This is a genomic window from Methylocystis echinoides (genome assembly GCF_040687965.1).
Taxonomy (GTDB): domain Bacteria; phylum Pseudomonadota; class Alphaproteobacteria; order Rhizobiales; family Beijerinckiaceae; genus Methylocystis; species Methylocystis echinoides_A.
Genome location: NZ_CP156085.1, coordinates 54,852 through 69,482, shown reverse-complemented (window position 1 = coordinate 69,482; position 14,631 = coordinate 54,852). Strand labels below are relative to the sequence as shown.

Genomic DNA, 14,631 nt, shown 5'->3' with positions numbered 1-14,631 from the left:
ATGGCCCCGCTTGAGTGCTTTCACTATACTCTATTGATTGGCTTTCAGCCTGGCCACTGCTCCCTGGTTGGACGAAAGCGGACAGGCTCCAGGGGACGAACCCTGTTGCACGCTCGTGTTGGCCGCAGATTTGCAGAGATTTGGAGCAACGTTCAGACTGGCGGAGCTTTCCGCTGCGGAAACGGTAAACAAAGGACGAAGGATATCACTGATGGAACGTCGCGACTTTATTGCTACGCTTGGCGTGGTTGCCGCCGCCGCTTCTGTGTCTTCGGCGCGCGCCGAGGATAAGAAGCCCCTCGCTCACCATCACCCAGCGAAATACAAGGGCGTCGCCGACGCCGCCGCCAAATGCGTGGCGGAAGGCAACAACTGCTTGCGCCATTGCTTCGGCATGCTGTCCATGGGCGACTCCAGCATGGCCGACTGCACCACCGCGACCTACGACACGATCGCCGCTTGTGCGGCGTTGAATAGCCTCGCTTCCGTGAATTCGAGCTTTACGCCGGCAACGGCCAAGACCGTGGCGGCCATCTGTGAGGCATGTAAAAAGGAATGCGACAAGTTCCCGGACGTCGCCGAGTGCAACGCGATGGGCGCGGCCTGTAAGACCTGCGCTGAGGAATGCCATAAGGCGGCCGCTTAAACTTTCAGCGATTCCACGCTACGAAACGGGGGCCCGGCCGTCGATTGGTCGGGCCCTCTTCTCGAGGTGGCGGGCGGAGCCCCCGACACAGGCTCACAAGCGGTGTTACGATTCCGCTCACGTGACGATGTTGGTCGGAATGCTCTACATGTATTCGTCCGTCGCCGTCGGCTTGGACTGCCTGCCAACTCAGGAGTGGATGATCCTCTACGTGGTGACATCCGCCACGATCATTGCCTAGATGCTGAACCGATTCTTACAGCGGCGTTCGCTCGGCAACCTCTGGCCGCTCGCTTTGGCTCAACAGCTCGCAATGATTTATGTGTGGGCGCCGATGAAGCACTGGATTCTGCAGCTTTCCTACGGTTTTGTCCTTTACTTCATCATGGAGGCGGCTGGCTGGCTGATCAGTTGCTTACGGAAGGCTTGCATCAGCGTCGCTGTTCAGGGGACAGGGGCGCTGGCGGTTGCTCCGATGCCTCAGTCAGTCTTCGGGGACCATCTGACATCATGGCCGGTTTTATGGCCTATATGGTCGCCGGCATGCAGCTGATGATGTCCACGCCCACTCAGCCCCACGTGCCGACCGCGCATCAGCACGCCAACGCAAAATTTCGAATCAGGCGTACCGGACGAGGAGAACCGTGACCTGCGCCCACACTTCGCGCGGGCGCGCCTAAAGCAGCGGCGAAGGCCGAGAGCTACGCGATAAGATCGGGCGAGCGACACGCTTCGCGCAATCGCGGGCCGTCGCTACGGAAATACGCGGCAGTGGCGTAGAATCACAAAAGCCAATCCTGGACTTTCTCCTCGCCGCTTGCGGCTCGGTCAGGTGATCAAATTGTCCCGAGCAATATCTTCGCATTAGCGCCGTTAAGCGAGAAAACCACCGCGCGGGTCTTTTTTATCCGCGCATGGATGGACAAGCTCCAAACCCCGATAGGGAACCCAGAATGAAGAGCGGGCGTTTGGCTCTTTAGCGTCGATTTCAAGGAGAAGAGCTATGCAACGCCGCGCATTTATCGTCGCCATGGGCGGGGTCGCCGCCGCATCCGCTTCTCAGTCATTCGCCCAAGCCGCCGGAGAAGGCGGCGGGATGGAGGATATGCACCCTCCGCTTTACAAGGCCCTGGAAAAAACCAGCATCGATTGCGTGGCGACGGGTAATGATTGTCTCAGGCACTGTTTTGGCATGTTCTCGATGAAGGATACGAGCATGGCCGCCTGCGCCAACGCGACATACCAGCTCGTCGCCGCATGTGGCGCGCTCGCCGCGCTCACCTCTGTGAACTCGCCGCACGCGCATTCGCTTGCAAAGACTGTCGAGAAGGTCTGCGACGACTGTAAAAAAGAGTGCGACAAGTTTCCAAAGGTGGCCGAATGCAAGGCCTGCGGCGACGCCTGCCAAAAATGCGCCGAAGAGTGTCGCAAGGTTTAAGCGGGCGGACGGGAAGTAGGCGGAAGCTCATGAAAACTTATAGGCGTCGGCAAATGACGGCGTCGATCGCTCTGGCCGTCGGCCTCGCGGCGGGGGCGGTCGCGCGGGACAAGGAACGGCCTGTCGGGGAGGCCGAAGGCGTCATCCGAGGCGTCGATGCTCAGGAGCATAAGCTCATGATCACGCATGGGCCAATTTCTGGAGGAATCGACATGCCTGCGATGACAATGGCCTTCCAAGTCGCGCCCAGCGTCGATCTTTCGAGCTTGGAGAAAGGCCAGAGCGTCAAATTCACGGTGACACGGGACGACAAAGGTCGCTACGTGGTCACGGCTATCAGCAGACAGAAATAATGCTGGTCGGGGATTCAGCCGGTCAGTAGCAAGAATTCAGCGTCGGATGTTGGAAGGAATGAAGCAATGATTGAGACGCTGAGAGAACGGAAGATTAAGGGGAACGGCTTCGTAAGCGGAGCAGACTATGATACGGTCCCTGTACCGGCCGTTGAGCGAACGCTGAGGCATTACGATCGCGTACGCGTTTATCACGAAATCGCACCAGATTTCAGGGGGATCGCTTTGAAATGTGGAAGGATTTTTGGGTTGACGCGCCCGTCATGGTCGGGTCGCGGAGAGTGTTGAGCTTCTGTGACGGTGTCGGGAGCCATTTTGGCGTGACAATTTGTGTTTAAGAAAAACAAGTGCTTAGTCATAGCCATCATGGTTGGGAATATCCATTTAATTGGGTCTGCCTCACTTTTCGTGCTCCGGAAACGCCGATAGCGGTATCATACGCGCTCGCAGCAGTTCCGCGCTTGCGCGACCATACATGGCCCGCTTGAGCGTTTTTAAGCGATTGATCTGTCCCTCGGTTTGACCATTGCTCCAAGGCTCCGCCACTGCATTGCGGACCGCGTACATGTCGCCGCGCAACTTACAAGCGAAGCGTTGCATGGCGTAAATTCCCGATCGCTGAACGTCGTGAGGCCATTCGTCGAGTCGCTTTACATCTTTGCTATGAAGGACGCCTCGAAATCGCATCGCGAGCGCGCGCATAGCGACAAAATCTGGTGAGGCGTTCTTCAGAGCTGCGACTTTGACTGCTTGCCGCGTCGTCAGCATCCCGCGCGGCCTTATGCAAAGCGCTGCGCCAACGATCGGCGAAATGGCCCAACCCGTCGCGGGATCGACAGCGCGAAGTGGAGGAGCCGTCGTCGTCACAGGTGAATCTGTCGGCGTGGGAGCGGTGATTGGGGCGAGCGCTGTGCGCTCCGCACCTCGCCATTTTCCTAAAAGGCGCTCCATATTGGAGCGGCTGCCCCGATAGCCACGTTGCCGAATTTCCTCGAAGAGTTGTCTACCACCTCTGCATCCGTTCGCCCAACGGTCCGCGAGATAATCCCGGAAATAGCGGGGAGATGTTGGCGTCGGCGCGCGCTCGCGGCGATCCGGGATTTCGTTCGCGTGCACTTTGTCGGAGCGGCTCAACTGGTGCTCAATCCGCTCTCGCAAATTCTGCAGTAGATGAAACCGATCAGCCACCTGGCGCGCTTGTGGCGCCCCGTGGCGTATTCCCTGCGCATAAAGTCCGCAGCGATCCCGGCTGACGACCTCTATATTTGGATGCCGGCTCAGCCAAGCCGCGGTTTCATCCGCTGAGCGTCCGGGCAGGACGTCGACAACCTCACGTCGTTCTAGATCCACCATCACAGTTCCATAACTCTCTCCTTTCCGCCAGCTCCAATCGTCAATGCCCAACACACGAACGTCGCCGGCGCCGCGGGTCGCGCCTTTCTTCAAGTGCCGGAGGAGGGTGTCGTCGCTTGCTGGCATGCCGAGACGGTTTATCAGCCGCTCGCTCGGCTTACCTCCCGCACCATGCGCAAATAGCTGAAGAAGCCGGCTAACGCGCAATGTCCGACGCGCATGTCGGACGGCGACGCCGGGAAGCTGATCGGAAAATGTCTTTCGCGCGCACGACCCGTTCGAACAACGCCAACGCGTCATCAGGATTCTCAATGCGACGATCGCGCCTTGCGCCGGTAGGTCCTGTAGACAGCGCGAATATCGACTGTGCCGCCGTCGTGATCGCGCATGCCGGACAAGAGCCGATCTCCCGTGCGGTGGCTGAAATCACCCAGCGATCGCCCTCGCGTTCCACGGCCATAATTCTAACGCCTGACCCAAGCGTCCACGTTGATTTTGCTTGCATATGGCTCAATAGCGGCCACAAAGTCACCAACCGGTAAAAAGCACGAAAAGTGAGGCAGACCCCGTATCGTGGCTTTTTTGATTTGGAATCGGAAATTCTCAAGCCAAGATGGCTCCTGACACGGGTATTTTCTGCGCCGAAAATAATAGACGAAGCTGGGATTAATTTTGGTTGCTCATAATAGCGGGAATATCTCGGAGCGTTGCTGGATACAAGTAAGCCTGCTGGGCTTGCGAGAACGCGATCGCGCAAATGCCTGACGCCCATTAAGCCAAAAGGCTGTTTGGATCCGCGCAGGCCAATAGCTGCACATAACATGCCCCTCGGGCATTGGCTCGAATAAACTCATCAGGCGATGAGCTGCTTCAGCGGCTCGGTCAAGGAGGAAGTGTCGCGGCGGTTGCCTGCGGCCCTTGCGCCAAGCTCCTGAAGCACCGCTGGTCGAACCTTGCGCGCCATCCGCAAAGCATTCGTCATTGACTGGAACTCCTATGCTGCTAGCTATCGATTTGAGGAGAATTTAGCTGATGTCGGGAGAGGCGCGAGTTGATGATCTGCGAGCGCATATAACCGAGCTTGAGCTTAAGCTTGCCGACGCGGAGCAACAAGTCCAGGAATACGCAAATCAGTGTGCTGAACAGCAGCACCGGGTTCGCAATGCGTTGCAAGCCCTCTCACTGCTCTTATCGGCTCAGGCTCGAACTGCTCAGCAGCCCGAACTTTGTATGCGCTGCATCACAAGGCTCGCCAGCGTGTGCGAATTGAACGAGGCCCTATGCGGGAATGAAAAGGACATTTCCGTCGCTGAGTTTTTGCCTGTCTTAACCCACTCGATACAGCAGGCCTTCGGAGACAAGGTTAGCTTTGACACACAGGTAGAGAATGATGTTCGTCTCGATCATCGCCGAGCCAGGTGCCTTGGTCTCATTTATTCGGAAGCCGCGATGAACGCCTTGAAGCATGGCTTCCGTGACTTGCCTTCCGGAAGGCTGCGGACAACGTTTCGAAGGCTAAACAATCATTGTGAGATGGTCGTCGATGATAATGGCGTTGGCTTCGACCCGCCTGCGTCTGTGTCCGGGCATGGCCTTGGCTATATGAGTGAACTGGCGAAGCAATTGGGCGGCGAGCTAAAGTTCGAAAGGCTCCAGCTGGGCTCCCGAGTTCGCCTTACTTTCCTAGCCTGACGTATTGGGCCCGGGCGTCCGCGCTGCGAAGGCGCTCATTTCGCGCGAAAATTCCGCGAACTCACGGCGGGCCGTAAATCTCCAAACGGTGCATCTTGCGCGTCGTCATGTCCCGGTTCGCGGGGTTGTCCCATGTCTGGAAGTCGGCAAATCGTTTATGCAGATCGGCCTTAGCGTCTGTAATTTCGAAGCCAGGGAATCCAATTTCCTGCCGACGCCCTGCAAGGAGCAACGCATCATGTCCGAACACAACGCCACTGTGAAATGGGCACGAAACGGCGCCGATTTCAGCTACCAGAAGTAACTGCCCAGGTCCCCTTAGGGTCATAGGCTAGGATTAAGCTGGGTTTTTTCTGGACGCTTCCAGGGTTTCGCGATTCAAGCATGGGATGACTCGCGAATCGCTTGCGGAGCCGACGAAAGAGATGATTGAGCTTGTCGCAGCACAAGCTGTCATTCGGCGTGGGGTCTCGACGCCGATCGGCACGGCAAGTAGCTGAAAGCGCATGTTCCAGAGGGGTCACTCGCTGACGCCGATTCACAGTCGAGACGGCGCGCCAGCACGAGATCGGCGACGACGAAGGCGAAGAATTCGGCGACGTCGGCGCGCGGACAGAGTTTCGCCGCCGCAGCGCTCGCCTGCGCCGCCGCGCTGATCGGATCGGGCGCCGCAGCCGCGACTTCCGCGAGCGCGCCGGCGTCGATCGCCGCCTCGAGGCCGAGAAACTCCGCTGCGCGCAGGAGCCCTGCGTCGCGGCGCGCGGGCTGCGCCGCTGAGAGGCGAAAGGCGCGATGAAGACGGCCGGCGGGACTGGTCTCGCCTTCCGTGGCCAGATGTTCGGCGTCGCGCAGCGCGGCCGCATCCTCGCGCAGCCGGCAAAGCGTCGCGCAGGAATCGGCGGCGCGCAGCGCAAGGCGCTGGCGCAGGCAACCGGCATAGACCGGCTCGCCCCCGTCGGCGCCCCGCAGAATCTGATCAAACAGCGCCAGGCCGGCGCCGGCGGAAAAGGCGGCCGCACCCGGATCGGCGCCCTGGGTGTCAGGAGCCATTTTGGCGTGAGAATTTGATATGAAGAAACTCAATGGCTTAATGGAAAGCCGGTGCTTGAGAATATCCATCTAATTCGACAATTTGGCTTGCCGAAGCCAGCTAATTCGAGATTTTGTTGTTCCAACCTTTTTATAGAACTGGGAACAGCGACGGACGATGCCGGCCAGTTTTTGCGGCTAAAGCGACGTGAGAAGCCATCAAACGTGAGAATATCGTTGCCTGATATTATCACGTTTCATGGCTTTTTCGATTCGAAATCGGATATTCTCAAGCCAAGATGGCTCCCGAGAGCCAGGCCCCGGCACGAAACGCCTCGACCGTGGATGTATCGGCGGGGCGTTTGCTTTTGTCTTCGCGCGACCGGCTTCGTCCATGACCAACCGTAACTGGCGCCGAACCTCATTCCGCCGCCTCGATGGCTCCGTTGAATTCGCGCCCGACGACTGGACCCTGCTCGACGACGACGGCAAGCCGCTCGCGCGCATCTACCGCTACCTTTACGGATCGAATGCCGGGTGCTGGTCGTGGTTTGTCCATATCGCGCCGGACGGAACGCCCTTCAACGGGGGAGCCGGCACGGCGCCCACCGGGAAGCAGGCGCGAGAGGCGTGCGAAGCGCGGGTCCCAGTCGGTATGCGGGAACGCGCTGCGCGCTGCCAGGCGGAGGACTATTAGGATCATGCGCCGGCTTAAATCGGCTCGCGGCTGAGAAGCGGTGTGAAACGCCCGAAGCCAGTTCTATCTACGCTCTAAGTGGAGAACGTGGAAATGTCGAAGGCAGCAATGCGCCATTTGCAGACCCTGACTTCGCGATCTCAAGCCGCTTGCCTATCATAGGCGCACAAATCAAAAGCCCAGACCGCTTCGGCGCGGGCCCTTGATGGCGGTCTCTAATTTTATAGGTCTTTACGCCAGCCGCTCCACGAGCACTGCTTTCGCATTCTGCCGGACCCGGAACTTCATGCCGTGGCGCTGGCCGAACATTTGAGCGGCGCTGCGGATGCGCTCCAGTGGAACATTGTAGTAGCGCCACGCATCGCCCCGATTGAACTCGCCGAAACCATACTTAAGACGCTTATCAGTGGTTTTATAGTCCATCAGTCTATTTGCCTTTCCTGCTTGAGAATGTTGAAGTGAAATACGAACTTCATCTGTTATTAGCAAGCTTGGCTATAACGGGTTAACTTACAAACGCCGCCGCTTGGAACTCGATCGCCGTGCGAGAGGCTCATATTGTAGTCGAGGAAGCCCGGACGCCTGGACGACATATCGAGCGGGCCGGGTTGAACATGAAGAAGGTCGCTGCCATCGTTTTTGGACAAGGCCCGACGAGATCTTGAACCTCAGTTTTCGCGAAGATCTCGGGTTGATATTGGAGACCGCGCCGTCCGACCGTTCGGGAGATTTTCTCTACGAGCTCTTCTTGAAGACGCGCAAGCCAACTCCCATCTCAGATTTGCATCGAGACGAGGGCTAGCGCTCTCACCAACCTGCCGATCCGCGGCAAGGTGGTTCCACGAAAAAGTGGGATGCGGCCGCATGACGGCAACAAAGGCGGATTTCTAGCCCTCCGCGCTGCAATCGGAGGGCATGATGTTTGACCGCTACCCTATCCACGACTTCATTGACGGCCGGCTCCAAGGGCTCGGCTTCCGGCGCGGCGAATTGGCGCGCCGCTGCGGCTACAAGAACATATCAAAAGGGGTAAGAAGGCTCGAGCAGCTCTGCGCGGGAGACATTGCTTCTCTCCCTTCCAGAAACCTTCTAAAGGCTCTTCCTGAAGCATTGGAGGTTGATCAGGACGCCGTTAACAAGGCGGTCAACGCCACGGCCGCGAAGCTTGCGGAAGAGGCGGCTATCCGAGACGCAAAATGGAGGGCTTCTTTCCAGCCGGACGCCTACCTTCAAGGAACAAGCACCCGTCCATCTCAGATTTTCATCTTTGGCATTACAGGCGGAGTTGAGGGATACCTTCGCATACCCCTCGACCTGACCCAGCCAGCCTCCGACTTCGTCAGGCAAGCTCTTGAGGTCGTGAGAAAAACCCCTGTTGTGTCCTTCTTTGGGCCCACAACCGGGTTCGTTATCAATTATACGCCCGACCATGCTGAGAGATACGACGTCGATGGCAATTTCGTAGAGGTGCTCGACGGCTATTATCGCCCGGGCAGCGTCAGATTATTCATTGGCACAAACGAAGTGCCCGAAGGGCTTTTCTCGCGATAAGAGGGGTAAGGTATGATAACGGTTGCAATCGGGGACATTCACGGCATGTATGACATGCTGGAGCAGTTGCTGAGCGAAATCGACGCCTTCACAGCTCGAGCAAACAAGGCCCCTCTGAAGTTCATTTTCCTCGGCGATTATATAGATCGCGGCCCTGACTCCTTGAAAGTGGTCGGCCGTCTTCGAATGATTGAAGGGCCACCGGTTATTTGTCTTCGCGGAAATCATGAGCAAATGATGGTCGAGTGTGAAGAAGAACCGGAACTCTGGCGCGATAACGGGGGTGTTCAAACAAAACGAGCCTATAGGGGGCGAGAAGACCAGTTTGAGGATGACAAAGTTTGGATGTCGCACTTGCCGACGTCCTTCGAGGACGAACGCGGATTTTTGTCCACGCAGGAATCAAACCCGGGCAGCCACTCGCTGAACAAACAGACCATACGAAACTATGGATAAGGGGTGGGTTTCTGCGTTTTACGGGAGCCTTTCCAAAATACGTCGTCCATGGACACACACCTACCTCGCTTGAAGGCGTTTCGCACAAGGGGAGGTTCGGATGGGCTTGCCATCCCGATAGGCCTGCACAATCTTGCGCCGACGACGCTCCACCTCATTCGCGATATCGACTACTCTCGAGGCTCCAGTAACTCTAACGAGGCAGGCGCAGGTTTGATCTGCTCATTCGAATCAATCGGGGCCAGCTCTGGAAGCCCCCAACGGGGCGCCGAGACAATCCGCCGTCTGGGGGAATTGTAGCCACGCTAGACATCGAGGCGGTATCGAAGTCCTAGGAAAGTTGGCTTTTCGTGAGGGGGATGCAGCCTGTGTTCCGAGAGGGGCGGCTCTCAAACCCTGCCACCTGAATAAGGGTTGTGGAGCGATATTCCGTCGGCCTAAACCTCAGCCCCTTGGATCTGTCGGGGGCGCTCAGGCTGACGCTGCGCCACTGCGTTCCGGGTTTGATTTTCGAAAACCCCACGACTGTGCAGCAACAAATCAGGGGCAATGGCGCTAGATGAGCAATTTCCAGTAATCATTTCTTAGTTTACTATCGTATAGTCCCATGCAGGGCGAGCAGGTTGGATTGTGAGGGTTGCGTATGCGATACCTCTTGCTTCTTTCAGCGCTGATAATTTTGGCAGGTTGCGGTTGCAGTTCTGGCCGTGTTCGCCCGGAGGATCTTGCCTACGCTCGCGAGGCTCAATCCCAATCCCTGGTTGCGTATAGGATATGCAGTGAAGCAAATACAGGCGACCTTAGGAAATGCCATGCGCTCGTTAGTCTTCAAGACGCCGATCAAAAAAGGCTAGAGCGGCTAATCGCCGCTCAATAAGATAAAGCCGGAACGGCGATCTGTCGCGTGCATCTCAAGGACGTCGCAGAAGCTCTGCCGCGCGCCTATCTAGCGTGGCCGCTGGAGATCGCAGCGAGTATGAAGGCGGCGTCGGGCAGTTGGGGGCGACAGATCCTGTGGGAGAATCGCACGCGCGGCGGCGACACTGCCGGAGCGGGAACGTGTGGAACACTTGCTCGACGAATGGAAGATGACGCAGGCAGCACGTCGAAGGTCTCATGAACGCCGACGCGACGGGCAGGTTATGAGAATTGACCTGATCACGCGCGACGGCCGCTACGATAAGGCCGCGATCCTCCGTGACGCGCACTACCATCAATACGGGGCCATGCGCCGCCACGGCTGGAGTTGGTCCCGCTGCCTGTCCTTCTCATGGGCGCGGGCGCGAGCAATGCAGGAGCGCGCCCAGCTCGCCGCCTCCGGCGAGGAGGAAGATGCGGCATCTCTGCCCTCGCTCGAGATCATCGCTCCGACATTGACGGTGCCTGTCTCACGATGATTGTCGCGCGGCAGCTGTGGCACCAGCAGCTGTAGCGCCTTCCATGCCGCTTAGCTTTCTAAAGCAATTCTTACCATACCATTCAGAACCGAATTCACCCAGACAGGTGAATTTCTGATTCACTATGTTGTTTAAGCCGCGGTTCAGACGCGATGCTTAACGTCGAGCCTATCAACGAGCCCAAGAGCCGACATAAAGCAAAAAGGATTTGGCGATGACTCCGACAATGACCAGCCCTGCCATCCGCACCGCTGAAATTCTGCCGGCTTACGCCAATACGATCCATCTGGTGGAGCGCCTGCATCGTCGCCTCATGGATCTCGTGACTGACGCGCTTGACCGCGTCAAGATTGTGGATGTCAACGCCGTCCAGGCGATCATGCTCTACAACATTGCCGATCAGGAGCTGACCGTCTCTGAATTACGCGCCCGTGACTATTACACCGGATCAAACAGCTCCTATAACGTCAAGAAGCTGGTCGACGGCGGCTTCCTCCATTACTCCAAGTCCAGAGTCGACCGCCGCACGGTCCGCATCAGCCTTGGCGAACGCGGTAAAGAAATTCACGCTCTGGTCGCCAAGGCCTATGAGAAGCACGCCGCGACCGTTGAAGAGCTAGGCGGCATCCAAGCCGCGGACTTCGACGCGGTGAACCGTTCACTCTCACGGTTGGATCGTTTCTGGTCGCACCAGATTGAATATCGGCTGTGACCGTGCAGGCAACGCTACGGTTACCGATACTCTCCCCGGCTCACAGCCGCCTCCGGCGCCAACGGCACTTCAGGCCCTAACGGCATCCAGCTTGCAAGACAGGTTCTCTTCCTGGGCTGGTCTTTCCGGAAAAAGATACGTCTGCACTGTGTTTAAGCCGCGACTTCAGCAACGCCGCCGTTATCGGCGTTTGCAACAGCATCGGACACAGGCGTCCGATTTGTGTCCTTCAACCCTCAGACTTCGGGACCTCAGAACGCCGCCATGCCGTCGAGGCGGCTCTCACGCTTGACGCAAATGAATGGCACCTCAACAGTGCCGGCCGCCCCTTCGTCGATCTTTCGCGCGATTGCCCCCTCGTCTTCCGCGGCTAAGCAACGTTCGAAAGTCGCCTTTTCGTCTAGCACACGCCGAGGAACATTGCCGGATGTCATAGCGATCGAGTCGTCGTTACCGCCCCCGCCGTTCGAAGAATCAGGCGAACGCCAGCGGGAAGCGCCCAAGCTCTCAAGATGAGGACAGCGTCATTCACAGACAATCGAAAGCCCGCCTCACGGCGGGCTTCAGGAACGCCTTGTAGCGGATATGCGACACGCGCTACGTGCGATCGTTGCCGACCGTAAAGAAGAAATCGCCTTTCACAATTTCGCCGTCGGTGGCGAGCACGCGATACTCGACCAGGTATTTCCCTTGCGAAAGCGTCGGCGTCGGCAATACCATCTCTCGTGAGGCTTCGGGCTGCGTGATCTCGGCGACAACGCTGCCGTCGGCTTTCCTCAGCCTCATGGTGGAAAATAAAGCATCGGCTTTGCCATCGAACACCAGCCTCACTTCACTGACAGCTGAAGCGTGGGATTTCGCCGCGGGAAAAGCCTTTTGCAGGAATTGGTGGTGGGCGGAAGCAGGAAAACTCGCCGCCCAGGCAAGGGCGACTATGGCCGCCACTCGCGCTTTGGGGAACATTGCTCTGTTCATTGTCATCTCCCTCAGCGGATCGACACCTGACAATCTGCCAATGAAACTACCGTGCGAAAAGTTTGTTCACGAACAACGTCTAGACTGTGCCAGCGCGGCTCCCGTCATGCAGCAATAACTATTGCTCTGGCCAAAATGCGCGCGTCCGCGGGATCCTCGACAAGCCCCATTGCAAATCGCCACTCTCTTACCTGCGAACCACCCCGGGTTTGCTGGCGTCGCTTGCGTCATGTGGCCATCGCAGCCTCTTGCAGCCCGCAAGCGATCTTGCAAGCGAAGCATCAGCCCAAAGGACCTCTCGGCTGTTTCGCTGAGGATTTCCGCTACCTTCACGCCTCAGCTCACAAGATCGTCATGGAGCCGTTGCGAAGAGCCGCCGAATTGTGACCTGCAGCAGATCCGTCCATGCCCGCGCCAGGTGAAATGATGTGTGGTCATTCTCCGGCAACCGCCCCGATGGCATTTTACGATCGACACTCTGAGGCGCTGTTGCCAAAGTCGCCGATTCCCGGTTGCCGCGCCGGAATGGCAAAGTCTGTTCGCTTGAGAAACGCATCGGCGGGGCGCCCTTGAAGACAAAGCGGCGGCGAGCCTCATGGTAGGCAGGATCAGGTCCAAAGAAATTCACCCGCATCCGCTGGAGCTCTTCCTCGCGATAAGTGGCCAATGGTTTGTCCAATTCATCTTCGAGCCGTCGATGGAGCTTTTCTACGATGCGCGCGGCGTATTGCGGCCCTTGCGCGAGCTCCATGGCGCGCAACCTCAACTCTCTTTCAAACGTCTCCATGTCTTCGCCAAAGACGTCGTCGAGGAAGCCGATCTTGCGCGCCACCGGCGCGCCGAGGGGCTGACAAGACTGTGTGAGTTCGAGCGCCTTCGCCTGCCCCACGCGCTTTGGAAGCAAATAAGTCCAATATTCGGAACCATAGAGTTCCCCCATGCCACGGTAGTGAGGGTTAAGAACAACGCTGGGTCGCGCAAAAACTTGATCGGCCGCTAGCGCGAGAATCGCCCCGCCCGCGCCGGCGTTGCCGCGCATGCCTGCGATCACGACATGCGACATGGTGTTGATGACTTCATGGACCAGATCGTCCATGGCGTTTATGTTCCGCCACGACTCTTCGGCCGGGTCGTCGCTCGCTTCAATCACGTTTAAATGAATGCCGTTCGACCAGAAATCGCGTCCGCCAAGCAGGACGATGACTCGGGTGGGGCGCGAGCGGGTGTAAAGGAAGGCGTCGCGAAGACGCTGACATTGCTCCGTGCTCATTGCGCCGTTGTAGAAGTCAAAGGAGAGATAGCCGACCTTGTCATCTTCGCGATAGACGATTTCCCGGAAGGTCCGGTGGTCGTCCGGCGCGGCGATGGGCAGCGGCCTCTCGGGCGCGTCGCGAAGCAGGGGCCCCAACACTTGAATTGCAGGCAATTTGACCCCGGCGGCGGCGCAGAACTCTTCCGCGCATCGTTCGCAGCCAACGCCCGTCTGAGCCAGGCGGCAGATTTCCTTATGCGCCTGCTCGCTCCTGACCTTCAGATGGGAAATCCATACAGCGCCATCTCTGGCGCCGATGCAGATCGCCCCGTCGCGTCGCGCGAGGATTCGACCGGGCGAGCCTTTGAGACGATCCTCTTCATGCGCGCCGTAAAGGAAGCACTCTACGCCCAGCAGCTTGCTCAGAACGCCCGGCGCACTGTCGGCCGCGCGCACTTTCCGGATGATTGTCGCCGCCGAGTCCTTGTCCCATTCAATAGCACGGTCCGCCTGTTTCATCGGGGGACGAAGGCGTCCTCGCGCGTAGGACATCGCCTCCGAAAGAGGCTCCGGCCGCCAGGCTCCAGACTGCACTTCGCCCGTCTCGATCCGCGCAATCGCTTCAAGCACCCCGCACAAAGCGGCTTCGGTAACTAGGCCGCGATACAGGCCGCTTTTGCTCGGCGGATCGGAGTCGAGAGCAAATTCCGGGGACGCCCAAATGGGTCCCGCGTCGAAATCCTCGGCGGCCTCGAGAATGGTCACGCCCCATTCCAACTCCTCGTCGATAATGGCCCAATCAAGCGATGACGGGCCCCGATCGCCTTTGACGCCAGGGTGCACGATCAGACAGCGAATGCGAGAATAGACCTCTCGGGGAACAGCGATCTTAAGCATAGGCGCGATAATCAAATGCGGCGCTTCCCGGGCCGCGGCTTCGATCATCTCCTCGCCATTCGCGACAACGCTCACCCGAATTTCATGACCGCGCTCAGTGAGTTCGACAAAGAGCCGCTGGCTGAGGCTATTATGGGCGGAAGTCAAAAAGAGAATGCGCACGGGGTCTCTCCCATGTTGTAG

Annotated in this window: 15 protein-coding genes, 1 pseudogene and 1 riboswitch; of the genes and pseudogenes, 10 read left to right on the top strand and 6 right to left on the bottom strand. The window is 58.1% G+C overall.

Annotated features, from left to right (window positions below):
• Window positions 1-211 precede the first annotated feature (211 nt).
• The 3 genes from RVU70_RS18925 (at window position 212) to RVU70_RS18915 (ending at window position 2,437) form a co-directional block, all read left to right on the top strand.
• Window positions 212-646 carry a four-helix bundle copper-binding protein gene (locus tag RVU70_RS18925; protein ID WP_363351771.1) on the top strand — a complete coding sequence of 145 codons (435 nt, stop codon included), beginning with the start codon at window positions 212-214 and terminating at the stop codon, window positions 644-646.
• Window positions 647-1,649: 1,003 nt separating this feature from the next.
• A complete protein-coding gene (locus tag RVU70_RS18920; protein WP_363351769.1) occupies window positions 1,650-2,084 on the top strand; it encodes a four-helix bundle copper-binding protein in 435 nt (144 codons plus the stop codon).
• 29 nt (window positions 2,085-2,113) lie between these two features.
• The gene (locus RVU70_RS18915; protein ID WP_363351767.1) at window positions 2,114-2,437 is read left to right on the top strand and encodes a copper-binding protein; all 324 of its coding nucleotides are present in this window, start codon (window positions 2,114-2,116) and stop codon (window positions 2,435-2,437) included.
• A 399-nt stretch (window positions 2,438-2,836) separates the two neighbouring features.
• Here the strand turns inward: RVU70_RS18915 and RVU70_RS18910 are convergent.
• Window positions 2,837-4,165: pseudogene (locus RVU70_RS18910) on the bottom strand (ISL3 family transposase); the annotation flags it as partial.
• Window positions 4,166-4,643: 478 nt separating this feature from the next.
• On the bottom strand, window positions 4,644-4,772 hold the full coding sequence (locus RVU70_RS18905) for a hypothetical protein (protein ID WP_363351765.1): 129 nt from the start codon (window positions 4,770-4,772) through the stop codon (window positions 4,644-4,646).
• Between the two features lie 50 nt (window positions 4,773-4,822).
• Between RVU70_RS18905 and RVU70_RS18900 the strand changes: the two genes are divergently transcribed.
• Together RVU70_RS18900 and RVU70_RS18895 are read left to right on the top strand one after the other, a co-directional pair.
• On the top strand, window positions 4,823-5,482 hold the full coding sequence (locus RVU70_RS18900) for a sensor histidine kinase (RefSeq protein ID WP_363351763.1): 660 nt from the start codon (window positions 4,823-4,825) through the stop codon (window positions 5,480-5,482).
• A gap of 157 nt (window positions 5,483-5,639) precedes the next feature.
• Window positions 5,640-5,786, top strand: a complete 147-nt coding sequence (locus tag RVU70_RS18895) for a hypothetical protein (RefSeq protein ID WP_363351761.1) — start codon at window positions 5,640-5,642, stop codon at window positions 5,784-5,786.
• 149 nt (window positions 5,787-5,935) lie between these two features.
• On the opposite strand, the gene RVU70_RS18890 is transcribed toward RVU70_RS18895, so the two are convergent.
• The gene (locus RVU70_RS18890; RefSeq protein ID WP_363351759.1) at window positions 5,936-6,532 is read right to left on the bottom strand and encodes a DUF1403 family protein; all 597 of its coding nucleotides are present in this window, start codon (window positions 6,530-6,532) and stop codon (window positions 5,936-5,938) included.
• A gap of 373 nt (window positions 6,533-6,905) precedes the next feature.
• Between RVU70_RS18890 and RVU70_RS18885 the strand changes: the two genes are divergently transcribed.
• Window positions 6,906-7,208 (top strand): hypothetical protein, encoded by a 303-nt coding sequence (locus RVU70_RS18885; RefSeq protein WP_363351757.1) that lies wholly within the window; start codon window positions 6,906-6,908, stop codon window positions 7,206-7,208.
• Window positions 7,209-7,439: 231 nt separating this feature from the next.
• Here RVU70_RS18885 and RVU70_RS18880 read toward each other — a convergent pair whose 3' ends face one another.
• The gene (locus RVU70_RS18880) at window positions 7,440-7,631 is read right to left on the bottom strand and encodes a hypothetical protein (RefSeq protein ID WP_363351755.1); all 192 of its coding nucleotides are present in this window, start codon (window positions 7,629-7,631) and stop codon (window positions 7,440-7,442) included.
• A gap of 355 nt (window positions 7,632-7,986) precedes the next feature.
• Window positions 7,987-8,096: riboswitch (SAM-I-IV-variant riboswitch) on the top strand.
• A 30-nt stretch (window positions 8,097-8,126) separates the two neighbouring features.
• Between RVU70_RS18880 and RVU70_RS18875 the strand changes: the two genes are divergently transcribed.
• The 4 genes from RVU70_RS18875 (at window position 8,127) to RVU70_RS18860 (ending at window position 11,324) form a co-directional block, all read left to right on the top strand.
• Window positions 8,127-8,759 carry a hypothetical protein gene (locus tag RVU70_RS18875; protein ID WP_363351753.1) on the top strand — a complete coding sequence of 211 codons (633 nt, stop codon included), beginning with the start codon at window positions 8,127-8,129 and terminating at the stop codon, window positions 8,757-8,759.
• Between the two features lie 12 nt (window positions 8,760-8,771).
• On the top strand, window positions 8,772-9,215 hold the full coding sequence (locus RVU70_RS18870; protein ID WP_363351751.1) for a metallophosphoesterase family protein: 444 nt from the start codon (window positions 8,772-8,774) through the stop codon (window positions 9,213-9,215).
• 1,061 nt (window positions 9,216-10,276) lie between these two features.
• Window positions 10,277-10,612: a hypothetical protein gene (locus RVU70_RS18865; RefSeq protein ID WP_363351749.1), complete on the top strand. Its 336-nt coding sequence runs from the start codon at window positions 10,277-10,279 to the stop codon at window positions 10,610-10,612.
• 226 nt (window positions 10,613-10,838) lie between these two features.
• A complete protein-coding gene (locus RVU70_RS18860; protein WP_363351747.1) occupies window positions 10,839-11,324 on the top strand; it encodes a MarR family transcriptional regulator in 486 nt (161 codons plus the stop codon).
• A gap of 597 nt (window positions 11,325-11,921) precedes the next feature.
• Here the strand turns inward: RVU70_RS18860 and RVU70_RS18855 are convergent.
• Window positions 11,922-12,299, bottom strand: a complete 378-nt coding sequence (locus RVU70_RS18855) for a copper resistance CopC family protein (protein WP_363351745.1) — start codon at window positions 12,297-12,299, stop codon at window positions 11,922-11,924.
• A 352-nt stretch (window positions 12,300-12,651) separates the two neighbouring features.
• A complete protein-coding gene (locus RVU70_RS18850; RefSeq protein ID WP_363351743.1) occupies window positions 12,652-14,610 on the bottom strand; it encodes an enoyl-CoA hydratase-related protein in 1,959 nt (652 codons plus the stop codon).
• Window positions 14,611-14,631: the final 21 nt, after the last annotated feature.

Bases quoted from the DNA above. Each gene is read 5' to 3' on its own strand.
- RVU70_RS18925 (WP_363351771.1), top strand. From the start codon at position 212: ATGGAACGTCGCGACTTTATTGCTACGCTTGGCGTGGTTGCCGCCGCC.
- RVU70_RS18920 (WP_363351769.1), top strand. From the start codon at position 1,650: ATGCAACGCCGCGCATTTATCGTCGCCATGGGCGGGGTCGCCGCCGCA.
- RVU70_RS18915 (WP_363351767.1), top strand. From the start codon at position 2,114: ATGAAAACTTATAGGCGTCGGCAAATGACGGCGTCGATCGCTCTGGCC.
- RVU70_RS18905 (WP_363351765.1), bottom strand. From the start codon at position 4,772: ATGACGAATGCTTTGCGGATGGCGCGCAAGGTTCGACCAGCGGTGCTT.
- RVU70_RS18900 (WP_363351763.1), top strand. From the start codon at position 4,823: ATGTCGGGAGAGGCGCGAGTTGATGATCTGCGAGCGCATATAACCGAG.
- RVU70_RS18895 (WP_363351761.1), top strand. From the start codon at position 5,640: ATGCAGATCGGCCTTAGCGTCTGTAATTTCGAAGCCAGGGAATCCAAT.
- RVU70_RS18890 (WP_363351759.1), bottom strand. From the start codon at position 6,532: ATGGCTCCTGACACCCAGGGCGCCGATCCGGGTGCGGCCGCCTTTTCC.
- RVU70_RS18885 (WP_363351757.1), top strand. From the start codon at position 6,906: ATGACCAACCGTAACTGGCGCCGAACCTCATTCCGCCGCCTCGATGGC.
- RVU70_RS18880 (WP_363351755.1), bottom strand. From the start codon at position 7,631: ATGGACTATAAAACCACTGATAAGCGTCTTAAGTATGGTTTCGGCGAG.
- RVU70_RS18875 (WP_363351753.1), top strand. From the start codon at position 8,127: ATGTTTGACCGCTACCCTATCCACGACTTCATTGACGGCCGGCTCCAA.
- RVU70_RS18870 (WP_363351751.1), top strand. From the start codon at position 8,772: ATGATAACGGTTGCAATCGGGGACATTCACGGCATGTATGACATGCTG.
- RVU70_RS18860 (WP_363351747.1), top strand. From the start codon at position 10,839: ATGACCAGCCCTGCCATCCGCACCGCTGAAATTCTGCCGGCTTACGCC.
- RVU70_RS18855 (WP_363351745.1), bottom strand. From the start codon at position 12,299: ATGAACAGAGCAATGTTCCCCAAAGCGCGAGTGGCGGCCATAGTCGCC.